This is a genomic window from Sphingobacterium corticibacterium (assembly GCF_004208525.1).
GTDB lineage: Bacteria > Bacteroidota > Bacteroidia > Sphingobacteriales > Sphingobacteriaceae > Sphingobacterium > Sphingobacterium corticibacterium.
Genome location: NZ_SGIT01000003.1, coordinates 367,382 through 383,889 on the forward strand (window position 1 = coordinate 367,382; position 16,508 = coordinate 383,889).

The 16,508-nt window shown below is 47.1% G+C and carries 10 protein-coding genes; 4 read left to right on the plus strand and 6 right to left on the minus strand.

Annotated features, from left to right (window positions below):
* Positions 1–14 precede the first annotated feature (14 nt).
* From EWE74_RS16405 to EWE74_RS16425, 5 genes are read right to left on the minus strand one after another with little or no spacing between them, the layout of a single operon-like run.
* Positions 15–1,820, minus strand: coding sequence for a tetratricopeptide repeat protein (locus EWE74_RS16405; protein ID WP_130142726.1), 1,806 nt, complete (start codon positions 1,818–1,820; stop codon positions 15–17).
* A 13-nt stretch (positions 1,821–1,833) separates the two neighbouring features.
* On the minus strand, positions 1,834–2,973 hold the full coding sequence (locus EWE74_RS16410) for a cellulase family glycosylhydrolase (RefSeq protein WP_130142728.1): 1,140 nt from the start codon (positions 2,971–2,973) through the stop codon (positions 1,834–1,836).
* Positions 2,974–2,990: 17 nt separating this feature from the next.
* Positions 2,991–4,190 (minus strand): sialidase family protein, encoded by a 1,200-nt coding sequence (locus EWE74_RS16415; RefSeq protein ID WP_130142730.1) that lies wholly within the window; start codon positions 4,188–4,190, stop codon positions 2,991–2,993.
* An 18-nt stretch (positions 4,191–4,208) separates the two neighbouring features.
* Positions 4,209–5,738, minus strand: a complete 1,530-nt coding sequence (locus tag EWE74_RS16420; protein WP_239018688.1) for a RagB/SusD family nutrient uptake outer membrane protein — start codon at positions 5,736–5,738, stop codon at positions 4,209–4,211.
* A gap of 1 nt (position 5,739) precedes the next feature.
* Positions 5,740–8,709, minus strand: a complete 2,970-nt coding sequence (locus tag EWE74_RS16425; protein ID WP_206365282.1) for a SusC/RagA family TonB-linked outer membrane protein — start codon at positions 8,707–8,709, stop codon at positions 5,740–5,742.
* Between the two features lie 155 nt (positions 8,710–8,864).
* Between EWE74_RS16425 and EWE74_RS16430 the strand changes: the two genes are divergently transcribed.
* From EWE74_RS16430 to EWE74_RS16445, 4 genes are all read left to right on the plus strand, one after another.
* Positions 8,865–12,827 (plus strand): hybrid sensor histidine kinase/response regulator transcription factor, encoded by a 3,963-nt coding sequence (locus EWE74_RS16430; RefSeq protein WP_130142732.1) that lies wholly within the window; start codon positions 8,865–8,867, stop codon positions 12,825–12,827.
* Between the two features lie 66 nt (positions 12,828–12,893).
* Entirely contained in the window at positions 12,894–13,226 is a 333-nt protein-coding gene (locus tag EWE74_RS16435; protein WP_130142734.1) for a hypothetical protein, read from the plus strand.
* Between the two features lie 11 nt (positions 13,227–13,237).
* Positions 13,238–13,519, plus strand: a complete 282-nt coding sequence (locus EWE74_RS16440) for a hypothetical protein (protein ID WP_130142736.1) — start codon at positions 13,238–13,240, stop codon at positions 13,517–13,519.
* Positions 13,520–13,524: 5 nt separating this feature from the next.
* Complete coding sequence (locus tag EWE74_RS16445) at positions 13,525–15,222, plus strand: PepSY-associated TM helix domain-containing protein (RefSeq protein WP_130142738.1); 1,698 nt, start codon at positions 13,525–13,527, stop codon at positions 15,220–15,222.
* Between the two features lie 69 nt (positions 15,223–15,291).
* Here the strand turns inward: EWE74_RS16445 and EWE74_RS16450 are convergent, their stop codons facing one another.
* The gene (locus EWE74_RS16450; protein ID WP_130142740.1) at positions 15,292–16,494 is read right to left on the minus strand and encodes a hypothetical protein; all 1,203 of its coding nucleotides are present in this window, start codon (positions 16,492–16,494) and stop codon (positions 15,292–15,294) included.
* Between the last annotated feature and the right edge of the window lie 14 nt (positions 16,495–16,508).

The window sequence follows — 16,508 nt, forward strand, 5'->3', positions numbered from 1 at the left end:
AAGTTATTATTTTGTTAAACTTCTACGAAAACCTGGTCATACTGGTCCCCATATCTTTTCCGGAGACGCTGCTTAGCCTTTTTGATGGATTCTTGCCCCACCCCTAATAGATTGGCCATACCATGATTATTGAGACCAAGCTTTTGTAGTAGGACAATACGCAGCTGTGATTCGGTAAGATGCGGTAGCATTGCGGTGATTTTGGCATAAAATGAACCATACTCCTTTATAAAAGTAGTCTTAAAACGTTGCCAATTCTCCTCCGTCATCAAATGTTCATCCAATAGCTGCTCCAACCTTTCTTTTCTTTCTACCGCATCCGCCGAATTCGACCTGCTCAGGTCAGCTACCACGCCTTTCAATTCCGCAATCGCTGTATTTCGCTCTTTCAGAAAGGTAAGATAGGCCTGTATAGTCTGCTGGGCAGACTCGTATTTCTTTTCGGATTTCATTTTATCCAACTGGAAACGGAATAAGCTGCGTTCGAACTTAACATGTTGCAGCTTGAGCGCCTGTTTTTTACTCCGAAACAGCAGTATAGCCATGACCAATAATAACAGGCATGTGCCCGTTAAGACAAACACATTCATCTTTGACCGCTGCAGCTTGGTGGCATGCACGAGAGCATCCCGCTCGGCCTTGGAACGTTGCAGGGCAAGATTGACTTTCATCACGGCATTTTCGCCATCGGTATTTTTTAATCGATTTTGGACCTCCTGTAATTTCGGATAGAGCTCAAGTTGCGCAACGGTATCGTGAAGGGCATGGGCAACAGCTAATTTGAGCTGTAACACTTCTGCGTAGAAGCCGCTGAGGTTAGCCTTGTTCCGCGTATAGGCCTCCGCTTCTCCCAACAGCGCCTGCGCAGCCTCCCATTGCTGGGTGTCCACATACAGATGCGCAAGCCGGATTTGCGCGAACATTAAATTTCGGTCTGCATGGTGGAGCCGTGAAAGATGGATATCTTCCAGCAACAACGCTTCCGCCGATGGAAAATCAGCGGAACGCATGGCCAAAAAAGCCAGTTCCCCCAATACTTTTGCGTAACGAACCGGATCGATATCTTCAGCGAGTTCCTTGGCGGTAAGGTAATGCTCTTCCGCCTTGTCATACTCTTCCAAAGCACTATACTCCCCTCCAATAGCAAAATGTAACTGCGCAAATGCAGAAGAATCCGCAAGCAACAGCGCTTGGTTAAGATAAGTAATGGCGTGTAAATGATCGCCGATATTTCCAAAAAAATAACCGTTTTTGGTGTAGCAGTCGGACGGTGCAATCAGCGTAGCAGGCGCTGTGCTGGACATGGCTTGCGATGATTTTAGAAAGTAAGGAAATGCTTCCTGTAGATACGACATGCTGTAGTAATAGAAACCGATCTGGGTATTTGTCCAGATCGATAATGCGGGCACATTTAAGGTGGATGCCATAGAATCGGCTTCCTCAAAAGCCAATGTTATCTTGGGATCGACGATGGTATGATCCTTTGCCCTTTGCTTGGTTTCTTCTACTTTTAGCATGACCGCCAATATCGCTTCTTCAAGGGTATTGCGAGCGATTATTGCCGACAAGGAACCATGCGTATTCAATACACTGTTAATTTCCGTAAATAGCGTTTCGTGATTCGGTTGTCCACAGGTTGTAAAGACCATTGTTAATAGGACTAAAAGCGTTAATCGTAATCGTTGCATTCCAAAGGTAATAATTCCCGCAAGATAGAAAATATCACTTACTTTTTGAAAGAAACGCTGAAAGCAAAAAGGGAAAGATGCGTTCAGCATAACTTGTGGCCAAGTCATGCCGAACGCATAACCGACTTGCATGCAAGTCAAAATTTTATTTTGCGCCTGTTAAGGACTTGATGAGATCCGTTTCGGCGGAGTCATATGGACTTCCGTCATTTCGCAGAATGTCGTGAAACCAAACCGGCGGTTCCGCAGTGTAGGTTTTAGTCCACGAATCCCACGGAAATTTCGTCTGGGTCTTGCCATCTACAAAACCCCAATTGATCATACCGACGTTATATTTTTTAGCAATAGGCAAAAATCCGGCAAAGGTGCTACCATTAGGACGGGCCATATATTCCGTACAGAGCATAGGCTTTTCGTAACGTTGCAGCCATTGGATCCGTTCTTCGAATTCCTCCGGACTGTCGTAGTTATGAAACGTAATGATATCCGACTCGTTGACCTGCAATTTCTCGATCGGCTTCATCTTTTCCTCTGAAGACCAATCGCCCATCCACACACCCGAGGTAATCGGCTGCGACGGATTAGCCGATCTTGCCCAAGCAAAAGACTTTTCCAGTAAAGGAAGCACGAGATCAACCTTATCCGGGGTCTCCACTTTTTCGTACGAAGGTCCCGTCATATTATCCGGCTCATTCCAGATATCCCATCCTAAAACCCGGGAATCGTTTGCAAACCGCTTGATGACACCTTTCACATAGCGCTCCAATCGCGGATATTGCGTGGAATCCTTTAACGCCAGCTGTCCAGGGCTCTGTACCCAACCCGGATTATGCTTAAAGGGGGTCGGTTCCCGCTGCTCCCCCAAGGCAAAGAACGGATCCCAACAAGAATCAAATATAACCAACAACGTTTTGATGTTGTGCCGGTCTGCCAAGCCTAGAAAATGGTCGATCCGGTCAAGAAAACCCACGGAGTCCTGCTCGTACAGCGCATCGTGCAGGTAAACCCGTACTGTGTTCATACCCAAGGCTTCCGCCCAGCCCAATTCCCGGTCAATGGTGACCGAGTCGTAGGTCTCTTTTTGCCACATCTCCAACTGGTTAATGGCGTTACTTGGTGTAAAGTTAGCTCCCACCAGCCATTCCTGATCCTTATACCAAGCATTCGCCTGTTCTTTTGTCCAAACCGCCCGATCTGGCTCCGTTTCTTTTTTTTGTGTTTCCGTACAACTGTTCAGCAGTATACTCAGCAATACCGCCATAAAAAAAATCCTGTTTTTCTGCATGATCTTCATTTAATGTGCTATTTATTCGTGTTATTAATGACTTTTCCCTTAACCATCCACACCTCGGTATTACCCGTTCCGTATGCATTGGTGCTGGTTACCGCGATGATCGTATTGTCGTGCAGTACCGTGACGCTATTCCATAGGCAGGATTTATTGCCCGGAATCGAAAACGGCACCGATTTGCTGGTAAAGTTCTTGGCCTGATCATCGCCAATCACGACTTTCATATCGGCAAAATTCATGTCGTGGGTACGGCCTTCGGTGCCTTGGTAAGCCAAGATAGTCTCCCCGCTGCTTAATTGCCTGATATAAGGCGCTCCGGCATAAACTTCATTTGCCACAGGTTGTAGTAAGGCATAGCTCCGGTTTGGGCTTTCTGCACCGATCGTCGTCGCCCAGTTCTCCTCCAGGCTATTGCGCAAGATATACGGCTTGAAGGTTTGAATCGCATTATCCTCTATCGCGACCACGATATCCTTCCCGTTGTTCAGCAATACAGGAACCGGCATGCCATCCCTTCTGCCGGGACGGAAACTCACGATTACCGGATCCGTTGTCCAGTTGGCACCATTATCCTGCGAACGGATCATGGAGATATTCTGCTCATTAGACTGCGTATAAGGCCCTTCGTTAGCAAAAAAGAGCTGTATCTCACCATTAGGTAATTGCAGGGCCGCTGGTTCCCAGCAGCCGTTTTCAAACTCATATCCGGCTTCGTATAACACTTTTTCGTCCGCCCAGGTCTGTCCCCCATCCGTACTCTTCTTTATGCGTATATCGAATTTCCGGTCGGGGGAAATCGCGAAAGGTCTACCGTTATAAAGTGCGAGTAGGGTTTTCTGATCGTTTAATAAGAGTAAATCCGGCACGCACATATTCGTCCCCTCGCCACGGGCCGCAACAACCACAGGTTCCGACCAGCTATTGCCCAGATCCCTACTTTTCACGGACACGACGCTGCCATCCGCTTCATAAATTCCAAGTAAGGATTGGTCCGGCAGCTGGATAATCCGGGCATAGCCCGCATACCGGGTATTCGGGCCGGACGAAACTTTCCGGCGTGTTTGTTGGTCCCATTGAATATAAATCTCCTCCTGATCCGGCTGGTCCGGCGGCGGCTCCACCGTGGGTGGGTTGTCTTTCCCGCAGGCCACCAAAGAAAGAAACATAAACGTATTTTGGACGAGACGTCTGAATAAAGTGCAATAAGTCATAGCGATATCTAAAAAATGTTAATAATGCGGATTGTTCGTTGTAAGATTAGGGTTATTGGCGACTTCTACCTCCGGTAAAGGCAGACGTATGTGCTTATCCAACACAAAGTTGTTGAAATCGGGATCCCGTTCAGCCACACGGTTTATACCCGCCTGCGTTTCCAGATCTCCCCATCGTTTTAAATCTGCCCAGCGGACGCTCTCCCCACATAACTCCAAAGCGCGCTCCATTTTCAGCCGTTCCCGGAAGCGGTCTTTATCGTTTCCAATGGTTGGGTGTGCCGTCGCTAAAGGTGCGAGGTTGACACGTGCCCTTACCCGATCTACATACGGATAGGCACTGGCCGTTTGGTTAAGTTCATTTAAAACTTCGGCGTATAACAGCAATACATCCGCAAAACGGATCACCCGGTTATTGACCTCGTTGAAGTAATCGTCGTGATTTTGTTTATAATCCCGTGCATATTTCCGAAACCACGCTTCATCGGCATCCCATTGCCAGCTTCTGCCGTAGACCTTATCGCCAAAATCTGCCTCTAAGCCGGGGTAAAACAAGGAGTAGCGTAAACGTGGATCGATTTCTCCGTCCACGGTTTTTTCCTTCTTGAATTCGGTCACGAGCCAATAGCGCGCCTGTCCGTCCGACCAGCCGATCGAGCGGGGTGCAAAAAACTGCGCACGGTTCGTGCTCATCGTCGAGCTCGGGATATCGCCCTCGGCGGTTTTATTCGCGTCGGAGAACTGAATTTCGAAAACAGACTCCTTATTGTTCTCATTTTCCGCACGGAAGTTATCTTGATACGCCACCAGATCATAATAAGGCGTTCCCTCGCCGGTGATAAAGTAATCTAAAGCCGATTTCGCTTCGTTCCATTTATGCTGCTGCATATAGGTTTTTCCCAATAGGGCTAGCGCAGCACCCTTGGTAGGCCGGCCGATGTCATTTCCATTCCACTGTAGCGGTAACGCTTGGGCGGCTTCTGACAGATCGGTCTCTACCAACGCCCAAACATCCGCCAAGGTGCTAGCCTCCGGCATATCGGTCGGACTTTGCAAGGTGGTCACGATTGGAAAGTTTTCCCAGAGCAGGGCCGCGTAGTAATAGTAAAAACCGCGGAGGAATTTCGCTTCGGCCAGCAGCTGTGCCTTCTTGTTTTCGTCCGCAAATGCAATCGTGGGCACATGGGTCAACACCTGGTTACACCGGAATATCGCTTTATACGTATCCTTATAGGTGATGACGTTTCCCTCCAGAAAATTATAATTGACATATTGAAACCGTGTCCAGTCGGCCAGTTCTATCCAAGGGCTTTTGCTAAAACCTTCATCAGAGGTGAGGTCCAAGCGGAAATAAATCCACCGCGACCAGGTACCCGGCTGATAAAACATATGGTAAATGGCGTTTACGCCACGCTGCGCATCGGATTCTGTCGCCCAGAATTGCGATTCCGTGAGGGTATTGGGATTGTCTTGATCAAGTAAGCTTTTATCACACGAAAGCAAACAAGATACTGTTATCAGGAGAATAAATATGCTCTTTTTCATCATTTTAAAATCTAAATTGTACACCTAATGAAACCGTTCTCAGATTCGGGAATACGCCGAAATCGTGTCCTTTCTGAAAAATATTGCTGTTGTTGAACTCCGGATCAAGCCCCGTATATTTGGTAAACGTGAGTAAGTTCTGTCCAGATAGGGTCACCTGTGCTTCGCTGAAATAAATCTTGTCCAATAAGCTGCTCGGCAGGCGATAGCTAACACCGATATATTTTAAACGGACAAAGCTGCCGTCTTCCAACCAGCGGTCGGTATCCCCCCGCGCGTTGATCGTACTCGCATAATAAGCACGTGGCACGTCTGTATTCGGGTTTTCTGGTGTCCAAGGTTGTATATCGGCACGATAGTTCGTATTGTCGGAAAACATATCCATTACGCTCCGCGGGCCGTTAAACACCGTCGCCCCGAACGATCCAAACCAATCCATGCTGAAAGAGAATTGCTTATAGGAAGCGTTCATATTTAAGCCCATCTCATAATCTGCCCACGCATCGCCGACAATGGTTTTATCGGCATTGGTGATCGTACCGTCGCCGTTATGGTCCTTGAAACGGATATCACCCGGCTGTGCATTCGGTTGGATCACCCGGCCCTCTGCATTCTGATAGCTGTTGATCTCCTCGATATTTTGGAAAATGCCGTCGGTTTCGAGCACATACCACATCCCGATCGGCTGGCCTTTCTCGGTAACGGTATTCCCCGAGAATGTTCGGTTTTGGCCATAGCCCAGATCAACTACCCGGTTCCGCAATTTCTTGATATTTGCGGTCACACTATACTGGAAAGGTTTGGTATTCTCCTGGTACGTGACCGACAGCTCCATACCCCGGTTGCTCAGCGTAGCCCCATTGGTAAAAGGGTTGCCACCATCGTTTCCGGTAGACAATAATAAGGGGTATTGGAGCAGCACATCCTTGGTTTTGGAAATAAAATATTCGGCACTGACGTTAATCCGGTTGTTCAGGAACGCCGCGTCAAAACCATAGTTTTGCTGTATGAGCGTCTCCCAGCGAAGATCGTGGTTGGCCAGCTTCACCTGTGTTGCACCCGGTAAAATCACCTGCCCAGGGCCCATTGCGATCGTGGGGAAGGTATTGACGACCGGGATATAATCGTACGGGCCAATGTTGCTGCTACCCAAGGTTCCGTAATTCGCCCGCACCTTCAGATCGTTGATCCAGGAAGCCTGGAAAAAATCTTCCTGACTGATCCGCCACGCTCCGGAAATAGAGGGGAACGTGCCGAATTTATAATTGTTTCCAAAGCGGGAAGCACCATCGGTACGGATAATACCATTCACCAAGTATTTATCGGCATAATTGTACTCAAAGCGCCCGAAATAGGAGATGATATCTGTCCGGTTTGCGAATCCGCCCGTTTGCGGTTCGTTCCCTTGATCAAGCACCGTATAATAACCGCCGTTCGGATTTTCCAACATATTGCGTTTGGTTCCCCACATTTGCGCATAGCGGTCCCGCTGATAGGATTGCCCTGCCAACACGTTCAACCGATGTGCATTAAATTCCTTTTCAAAAGAAAGCGTGTTTTCGACAAGGACCGTCGACGATTCCGCTCTATTCTCATGGTATTGTGACGGGTCTAGAGGTTGGTTTAATGTCCAGCTGCCCGCCTTTCTTAAGTAGGTGTGATGGTCCCGGCTGGTTTCATACCCCAAGTTGAAGCGGTATTTTAACGAAGGCAGCAACTGCAATTCCGAAAAGAGGTTACCGCGGATGCGGAGATTCGCATTCGTTCTATCATCCAGATCGGCAATAGCGACCGGGTTTGACCCGAAGGTACGCGCGCGGCGTTCATCACCGTAGCCATAGCCACCTGGATTGTCTGGATTATAGACCGGAATCGTTGGCAATAAGCGGAGCACATCAATATACGGGTTGCCCGACATTTCGTCCGCTTTGGCGTTACTGATGGCTAAATTTTCACCGATGGTAAAGATTCCTTTTTTACTGACCGTGTTTACCCGGAAATTAAACCGGTTAAAATCCGTACTGATAACCGCTCCTTTGTTATCGAAATAGCCACCGGAAATGAAATAGTTGCCCCCTTCACCACCACCGGAGAAACTCGCCGAATACTCCTGCACTTTTCCGGTACGGAAAGCCGCATCCTGCCAGTCCGTATCTACCGTCATGTCCAGATCTTGCCGGGGAACATTGGCGTTGTCATAAGCCATGTAGTTTAACCGGGCAAATTCTTCGGTCTTTGCCAGATTATACCGCGGGGTCGTTTGCAGGGTAGATTTCGCCGAGACTTCGATCTGCGCAGGCCCCTGCTGCCCCCGTTTGGTGGTGATGATAATCACCCCATTTGCTGCCCGCGAGCCGTAGATCGCTGCAGCAGATGCATCTTTCAGGATTTGGATGGATTCGATGTCGCTCGGATTGAAATCCCGGTTGGCCGTCGTAATCAGTCCATCGACCACGTATAAGGGTGGTGTGCCCGAAAAATTTTTCAGCCCCCGGATCTGGATCTGCGCTTCCGAACCGGGACGTCCGCCGCCGCGTACCCGGATACCGGTGGCTAAGCCTTGGAGGGATTCCGCAACCGTCGTGGCCTGCCTTTTCTGTACATCGGCGACTTTCACGACGGACACCGCGCCGGTGAGGTCCTGTTTACGTTGGGTACCATAACCGACAACGACCACCTCATCGAGATCCGTATTTGCCACTTGCAGGATCACCTGCAGCGGTTGTGTGCCGGATACGGTAACCGATTGGGTCAGGTAGCCGATATGCGAAAACACCAACACCGGTACGGCAGCCGGGTCGGCAGCAATACGAAAATGACCGTCCTGGTCACTTTGTGTAGCCGTGCTGCTACCTTTCACCGCAACGGCAACACCTTTTAATGGTCCGTCTTTATCCCAGACGGTTCCTGTAATCTGTGCATGTAAGGCAAACACATGCATACATACAATAAAAACAATAATGATCTTGTTCATATGACTATAAATTTAAAATTGGTAACAGCGAAGTACGTTAATATCGAAGCACGTATTGGTTCAAAATGTATGCAATACGTATCAATTATGCCTATTTTGAGGCTGTTTGAGCGGAATTATAAAGCTTTTGCATTATTTTGCTTAAAATTTAATCGATGATGAACGGCTACCAGCAAACGATGAAAACCTTATGTACGTTTTGGGCTCTCCTGATGGTTAGTCTCTCTTTAATTGGTCAGTCTTTTAACTTTAGACACTACCACGTAGAGAACGGATTATCCCACAACACCGTGATGTGTAGCCTACAAGATCAGTACGGTTTTATGTGGTTTGGCACCAAAAATGGCCTTAACCGATTTGACGGATATCATTTTCGGGTATATCGGCACGATCCGAAACAAGCTGGTAGCTTAGGCCATAATTTTATACATTCGTTATTGGAAGATGAAAATGGCCTGATCTGGGTGGGCACATTGAAAGGCCTTTACCGGTATGATCCCCACAAGGATAGCTTTGCCGCCGTACCCGAAACAAAAGATAAAGATATTACGCATCTGCAGACTGATGGGAAAGGGAATATTTGGTTCCTAGCCGCTAACGCGTTACAACGGTATACTCCCCAACAGCAACAGGTAACCGCTTTCGAGCACGGGGAGTATGGCGAAATCACGTCGATTACGATCACCAAGGATAATGACGTATGGGTTTCTACCGCGCGCGGTTTTGTGCAGCGCTATCAGGAGGATAACGATGGATTTGAAAATTTCGCTATTTTTGATGAAACCACGCCGGTCGTAACCCGCTGGATCGAAAAGATCGAGGACACCGGCGATGGCCGGTTATTTGTCGCCACATCCAGCCAAGGTATTAAGTTATTTGATCTGGCGACCCGGCAATCAACCGATATCCCGATAAAAAATGTCGATCAATCCCTCGTCTTTGCACGGGACTTTTTAAAAACGGGTACGGACGAATATTGGATGGCAACGGAGTCGGGTATATATGTTTATCATATCAAAAATCAGCAGTATACCCATTTGCGGAATAACCTCCATGATCCGTATTCGCTTTCGGATAATGCCGTGTATACACTCACCAAGGATAAAGAAGGCGGTATTTGGTGTGGCACCTATTTTGGCGGATTGAGTTATTACCCGCAGCCATACACCCCTTTTGCGACCTACTACCCCAAGTCGGGCGAGAATAGTATACAGGGCGATGCCGTACGGGAGATTGTACAGGATAAAAACGGAAATTTCTGGATTGGTACCGAGGATGCCGGTCTCAACAAATTCAATCCCCAGACGAACACGTTTGAAAATCTGACGACAGCGAACAACGGTCTTTCGCACTCCAACATCCACGGACTGGCCATATACCGCGACCAGCTGTGGATAGGCACCTTTGAGCATGGTTTAGACGTACTTGATATCCATACGTCGAAAGTTATCAAACGGTATAAAGCCGGTCCTGCACCCAACCAGTTCAAGCATAATTTTATAGAAAGTTTACTCGCCACCAAGCAAGGCGAATTATTGGTGGGCACGGCTTTCGGACTGTATCGATACCATGCCGATACCGATGATTTTCTACTATTAAATGAAGTGCCGGGCAATAAACATTATACCGCACTGCTCGAGGAGGACGATGGTACCGTCTGGGCTGGAACGCTTCGCGATGGCCTGCATTTCTTCAACCCCCGTACGAACCGATCCGGCAGCTACCTGTTCGACGGACAGGATAGCACCGGCATCAGTAGCAATGAAATCAACGGGTTGTTTATGGATAGCGACCGGAATCTGTGGGTAACGACCGAAAATGGTCTCTGTATGCTGCAGCGGGGATCAACCCGTTTCAAGCGCTATACCACAGACGATAATTTCCCGACCAATACCTTTTATAAGATACTGGAAGATCATCAACGGCATTTATGGATCAGTACCGCGAAAGGACTGGTACGGTTTAATCCGTCCACCGGCCACATACGGACATACAGCAAATCCAATGGGTTACTCAGTAATCAGTTTAATTATGGTTCGGCGTTTAAAGACCAGGACGGCACGATGTATTTTGGAAGCTTGAAGGGTATGATCCGTTTTGACCCGGCATCTTTCCGCGAGAACCATGCGATATCTAACGTTTATATTACCGGGTTTCAAATCAACAATCAGGAAGCCGATTTTCCCCTTAACTTCTCTCAGGCCATCCGGTTAAGCCATACCCAGTCGAACTTTAGTATTGATTTTGCGGCGCTGGGATTCACCGCACCGGATATGATCCAATACGCATTCCGTATGGAAGGCATTGATGATGATTGGACCTACCTCAAAACCAACCGAAAAGCATATTTTACAGATCTCTCTCCAGGCAAATACACCTTTATGGTCAAAGCTTCCAATGGCGGTGAAGGCGGGGATGCCCCCGTGACGAAGCTGGAGATTATCATCGCACCACCCTTTTGGGCCAGCACCCCGGCACTCCTTTTCTATACACTTCTGTTGGCGGGTGTAACCTGGGCGATCATACGACAGTACCATAAACGGGTGCTGATCAAGCACCGTGAAAAGATAGAACGCTGGGAGACGCAGAAAGAGAAGGAGCTATACCGCGCAAAAATTAACTTTTTTACGCAAGTAACCCATGAGATCCGGACACCCCTCACGTTGATCAACGGCCCGTTGGAAGACATGCTCCACCATAGCCCCGATGCGGCACCATTCAGCGAGCACCTGACGATCATGAAAAAGAATACCGACCGGCTTTTGGAACTTTCGCGTCAATTGCTGGATTTTAGAAAAACGGAGCAGAAGGGATTTAACCTCAGCTTTGTTCAACTGGATGTGAACGCGCTCGTGCGGGATATATGTACTCGTTTTCAACCAGCTGTTGCCGAACGGGCGATTTCGCTGCATGTCGCCATAGAACAAACCCCGTTACGGGTCTATGCCGATGCGGAAGCACTGACCAAGATCGTGAGCAATCTCATGGATAACGCGTTGAAGTACGCCGCCTCCACGGTCCATATCAAAACTTCAGCAGATGCGGAAACCTTCCAGATTACGGTGATGAACGATGGGGATCCGATCCCGTATAAGTACCGGGAGAAAATATTTGAACCTTTTTATCGGTTAGAAAGCGCCAAAACAAAAGCCGGATCAGGTATCGGCCTGTCGTTGGCCAAATCACTGACCGAATTGCATAAGGGTACCTTGATCTTACATCCCGACCGCAACGGACAAACTTGCTTTGAACTTTCCCTTCCCAGAGAGCAAGAACAACAGTATACCATTGACCGCCAGGTGTCCACCGCGGAAGAAGTGGACGTACCAGAATTAAACTTAGGCATCGACGAACCCAATCTCCCCGTTATTTTACTCGTGGAAGATGATGCCGAGGTCAGAACGTTTACCAGTAACATCCTCAAAAGAGATTTTATCGTCTATACCGCTGATCATGCACAAGCCGCCCTGGATTTACTAGAGGAGATCAGTGTACAGCTGATTATCAGCGATGTGCTGATGCCGGGTATGGATGGTTTCGAACTGTGTGCCACCGTCAAGAAAAATATCAACCATGCGCATATACCCGTCGTGCTTTTGACGGCGAAAAATAGCCTGCAGGCGAAGATTGAGGGGCTGGAAGTCGGTGCGGATGCCTACATCGAAAAGCCCTATTCGCCAAGCCATCTGTTGACGCAAATAGTGAATCTCCTGACCGTAAGGGATAAAATTAAAAACCACTATGCACAATCTCCCCTGGCCCATATCAAAAGTATGGCCTATAATAAAGCCGATGAAGCTTTTCTGGAAAAAATAAATGACACGATCGTCAAGAACATGGCCAACACCACCCTGGATGTTGATTTTCTGGCCGATGTTATGCATATGAGCCGATCTACGCTGTATCGGAAAACAAAAGCCATTTCGAATCTATCGCCCCATGAGCTCATCAATATCACGCGGCTCAAGCATGCGGCCTCGTTACTGGCAGAAGGTCATTTTAAAATTTTAAAGATCGCCTCCATTACCGGCTTTAACTCGTCGGCACAGTTTGGTCGGAGCTTTGCCAAACAGTTTGGCATGACGCCTTCCGAATATGTAGCCTCGTTAAAAAAATAAGGATTTGTTGCTTTTTTTCCAAAATAAACTATCTTTGCCTTTATTTAAATCAAATCTAAATAAAGAATGTATAGTTTGCTTTTCTTCTTCATCTTTGTCGGCTGCTATTTGCTTTATATTACCTCCAAAAAAGCGAAGGTAGGTAAGGTTCCGCCGCGCCTGTTACGGCTCGCACAACCGGCCAAAAAAGCGAAAATCATCGCTTCGGTGATTTTTATGTTTTCCTGGGCCATCATTATCCTCGATCAAGGTTTCGGATCCGGGACTTTTGCGTTTGGCGGTTATATTATGGCGGCACTCAGTGTTGTGGTGTTATTGAACCCATTAAACTATATCCGCTGGACACACCTGCTGGGGCTCTTTGCTTTCTCTATCGTTTTCGAAACATTCATCTTTTAGTTTATTGTTTTATGCCTGCAAATAAAAAATACCTGAGCAGTCCTTTCCAGCGCTTTCTAAAAATTACGGGCGGTTTTGTGGGAGGCTATCTGGTGATGATTAGTTTCCATTTGATGCTGACCTGTGTTTTTCAGGAAAAAGATGTCGTCATCACCGCCTATTTATCGGGTTACGTCCTGTGGGCGGTTCTCTTGCTATATGCCTTTCTAGCCAAGAACGGCTGGTGGGTCTGGCTTATCTACACGGTCATGGCTATCGTTTTTTATCTCCTTTTTCATTTCTTACACGGTTAAAACCAATGAACATACGTCATTACAATATCTATTTCAACACGCATACCATCAGTGGGATTGTTATCTGTGCGCTCCTGTATGTAATCTTTTTTGCGGGCTCCTTTTCTTTTTTCAAGCAAGAGATACAGGCTTGGCAACACGGCGTCTCGTACGAGGCGAATAAGGAGGTTGGAAAAGACTTTGATTTCCTGTTGGATTCGCTCCGGCAAACCCATAATCTACAAGGGAGGGACATTACCTTCTACTTACAGCCTCATTCGCTCGGGGCCTCCGTAAACATGAGCGTATCCAAAGATACCACGGTCAGCAAGCCGAAACAGGCTCCCGCAGAAGGGCAAAGACGCGGCCGTCGGGGCGGCGGCGATGCAAGTTTCTTCTATTATGATTTTCACCAGGAAAAAGCGAGCACCTATGCAGAAAGTTACGATATGGGTGAATTTCTATACCGGTTGCACTTCCTCGCCCAACTGAACCAGGTTCCGATCCGTATCGGCATGCCGTTTGGCTATACGGTGGCTGGACTCGTATCTTTTTTATTTCTCTTCGCACTTATTACGGGGTTATTGTTGCATTGGGATAAAATCGTATCCAATTTCTTTATATTCCGTCCATGGAGCAAATGGAAAACCGTATGGACCGACATGCACACCGCATTGGGTGTCATTGGCTTCCCTTTCCAATTTATTTTTGCGTTAACCGGCATTATCCTGATCGTCAATTGGGTGCTCGTAAAGCCGCTGACCAACTACCTATACGATGGCAAACAGGAAGAACTTTACCTCGATTTAGGTTTTTCGGATAGCCAGACCTACGAATACCTATACCAACCTATCGATCAGGATTTCAACATCCAACCCTATCTGGCGGAATTGAAACAAAAATGGAACGGCGCTACATTCAGTCGTATTTTCATCAAGAATTACGGGGATGAAAGCATGCACCTTATCGTCCATGCCAAGCCGGATCCGAAACTCAATTTCTCCGGAGAAGGAAAAGCGATATATCGCATTCACGACAACGCATTGGTCTTTGAGAAGGATCCGCATACAGCGTCTTCTTACAAAGACAAGGTGTCCAGTATCATCTACCACCTGCATTTTGGCGATTTCGGGGGGTATCCGGTGAAAATTACGTTTTTCATATTAGGCATCATGGGCTGCGTTGTCATCATCTCCGGAATTCTGATCTGGTTGGTGGCGCGGGATAAGAATAATGTACCGAAACGTAAACGCGTCTTCAATTTTTGGGCAAGTAATGTCTTCTTAGCAATCTGCCTGACCATGCTTCCCGTGACGGCACTGACTTTTATCGCTGTAAAAGTGTATCCGGAGGTGAATCAGGATTTTATCTATTCCGTATATTTCTATAGCTGGTTGGCCTTTTCCGTATTTTATATTATCCGGCGAAATCTGCGTGCCACCAATAAGGAAACACTTCTATTAGGTGCACTATTGGGTTTTTGTATTCCGGTTGTGAACGGGCTGTATGGCGGTAACTGGATTTGGAAGACCTTTGCTGCCGGCGAAACCGATATCTTGTTTTTTGATCTATTGTGGATAGCTATTTCGGTTGTGGCGCTGCTAGCGTTTGTGAAGATACAACGGGATGGCGGGAAACAGGACAATGCCAAAAAAAATGTCGGTAAGGTTTCGGCAGCACCTGTACGTGGTCCGAAAATAATTAAGAAACCTGTTACGGAATAAAATTGCAAAACAGAAAAGGGGGACTGTACACGTACAGCCCCCCTTTCACATGAAACAAACAATAGATAATTACTTCAATTTGTTGATATGGTATACCTGCGTGATACCAGGATCGATTTCAGCACCTCGCTTAACCGTGTTTGTCGCTATATTATACTCATAGATAAACCATTTCGATGCGGTTGTTTTAACGCCGGTGTATAGGTTGCCATCTTGTATGAGATTGATGGAGCTCTTTGCTTCGCCTCCTGTCATCTCATCTAAGTTTGCCACGATTTTTTTGCTGGCTACATCGATCACATAAGGTCTTATATACGCCTTACCTTCGCCTAACCAAGAAAGGTCACCACCTCTTACGGCATAATCTTTCAAGTCGAAGATGTAGTCTTTGTCAAATTCCGTTGCGCCGTTATTGACACGAAGTAGCGCGTAGGTACCATCGGTTTTACCTCTTGTCAAGACATATAGGTTATTATTGTCATCCAAAAACGAATAATTTTCGCGTTGCCAGTGACCCGCTACGTAACTTGCCCGATCATCGCTCATAATATGTCCGTTTTCCATACTCGGATAATCACAGATATACACATACGCATTTTGGTTTACCGGCTTGTAATCGAACGTATAATAGAACAGTCCGAAATAAGCTTTCCCGTCGCTAATGCGTGCACTGGTGACATTAAGAATGGTTGGATCGACCGTTCCATCTGGTTTGTACACCGTGTAATCCAAGGTTGGAATCTGAGCTTTTAATGTCTTATTGATCGTCATATCCTTTGTATTCATAAAGTAAATATCTTTTTCAAATACTTTCTTTTCCGGGTCAGGATCGCTGGCACCTGTTGACGTGAAAACAATCTCGTCTGTTGTACTCAATTGGCTCGCGACTTTTCCAAGATAGAAGTATCCTGGGAACGCATAATTATCCACCTCGACGAGTTCATCTCCTTTTTCGTTGATTTGTAACTTGCTGAAACGCGTACCATCATTGGACATGTAATAGTAGCCATTAAAGAAATAGGCGTATCCCGCGTAACGCGCCTGCGGAAGGTAACCGGTGATATCGATCCCTTTGTTATTCTGCGGAGACAACAACGTGTCTTTCATAATCTCGTCGGTCGTCAGTAGATACGATCCGTTTTCAGTGGCTACCCATACGGCATACTCGGAGTCTTCTACGCCGGGTACATCTGGAACATTCGGGCTATCTTCACACGCGGAGAATAGGATTGTTGCAAGGGCAACATAGCCAAATAGTCTATTTTTCTTCATATTGATGATGTTAA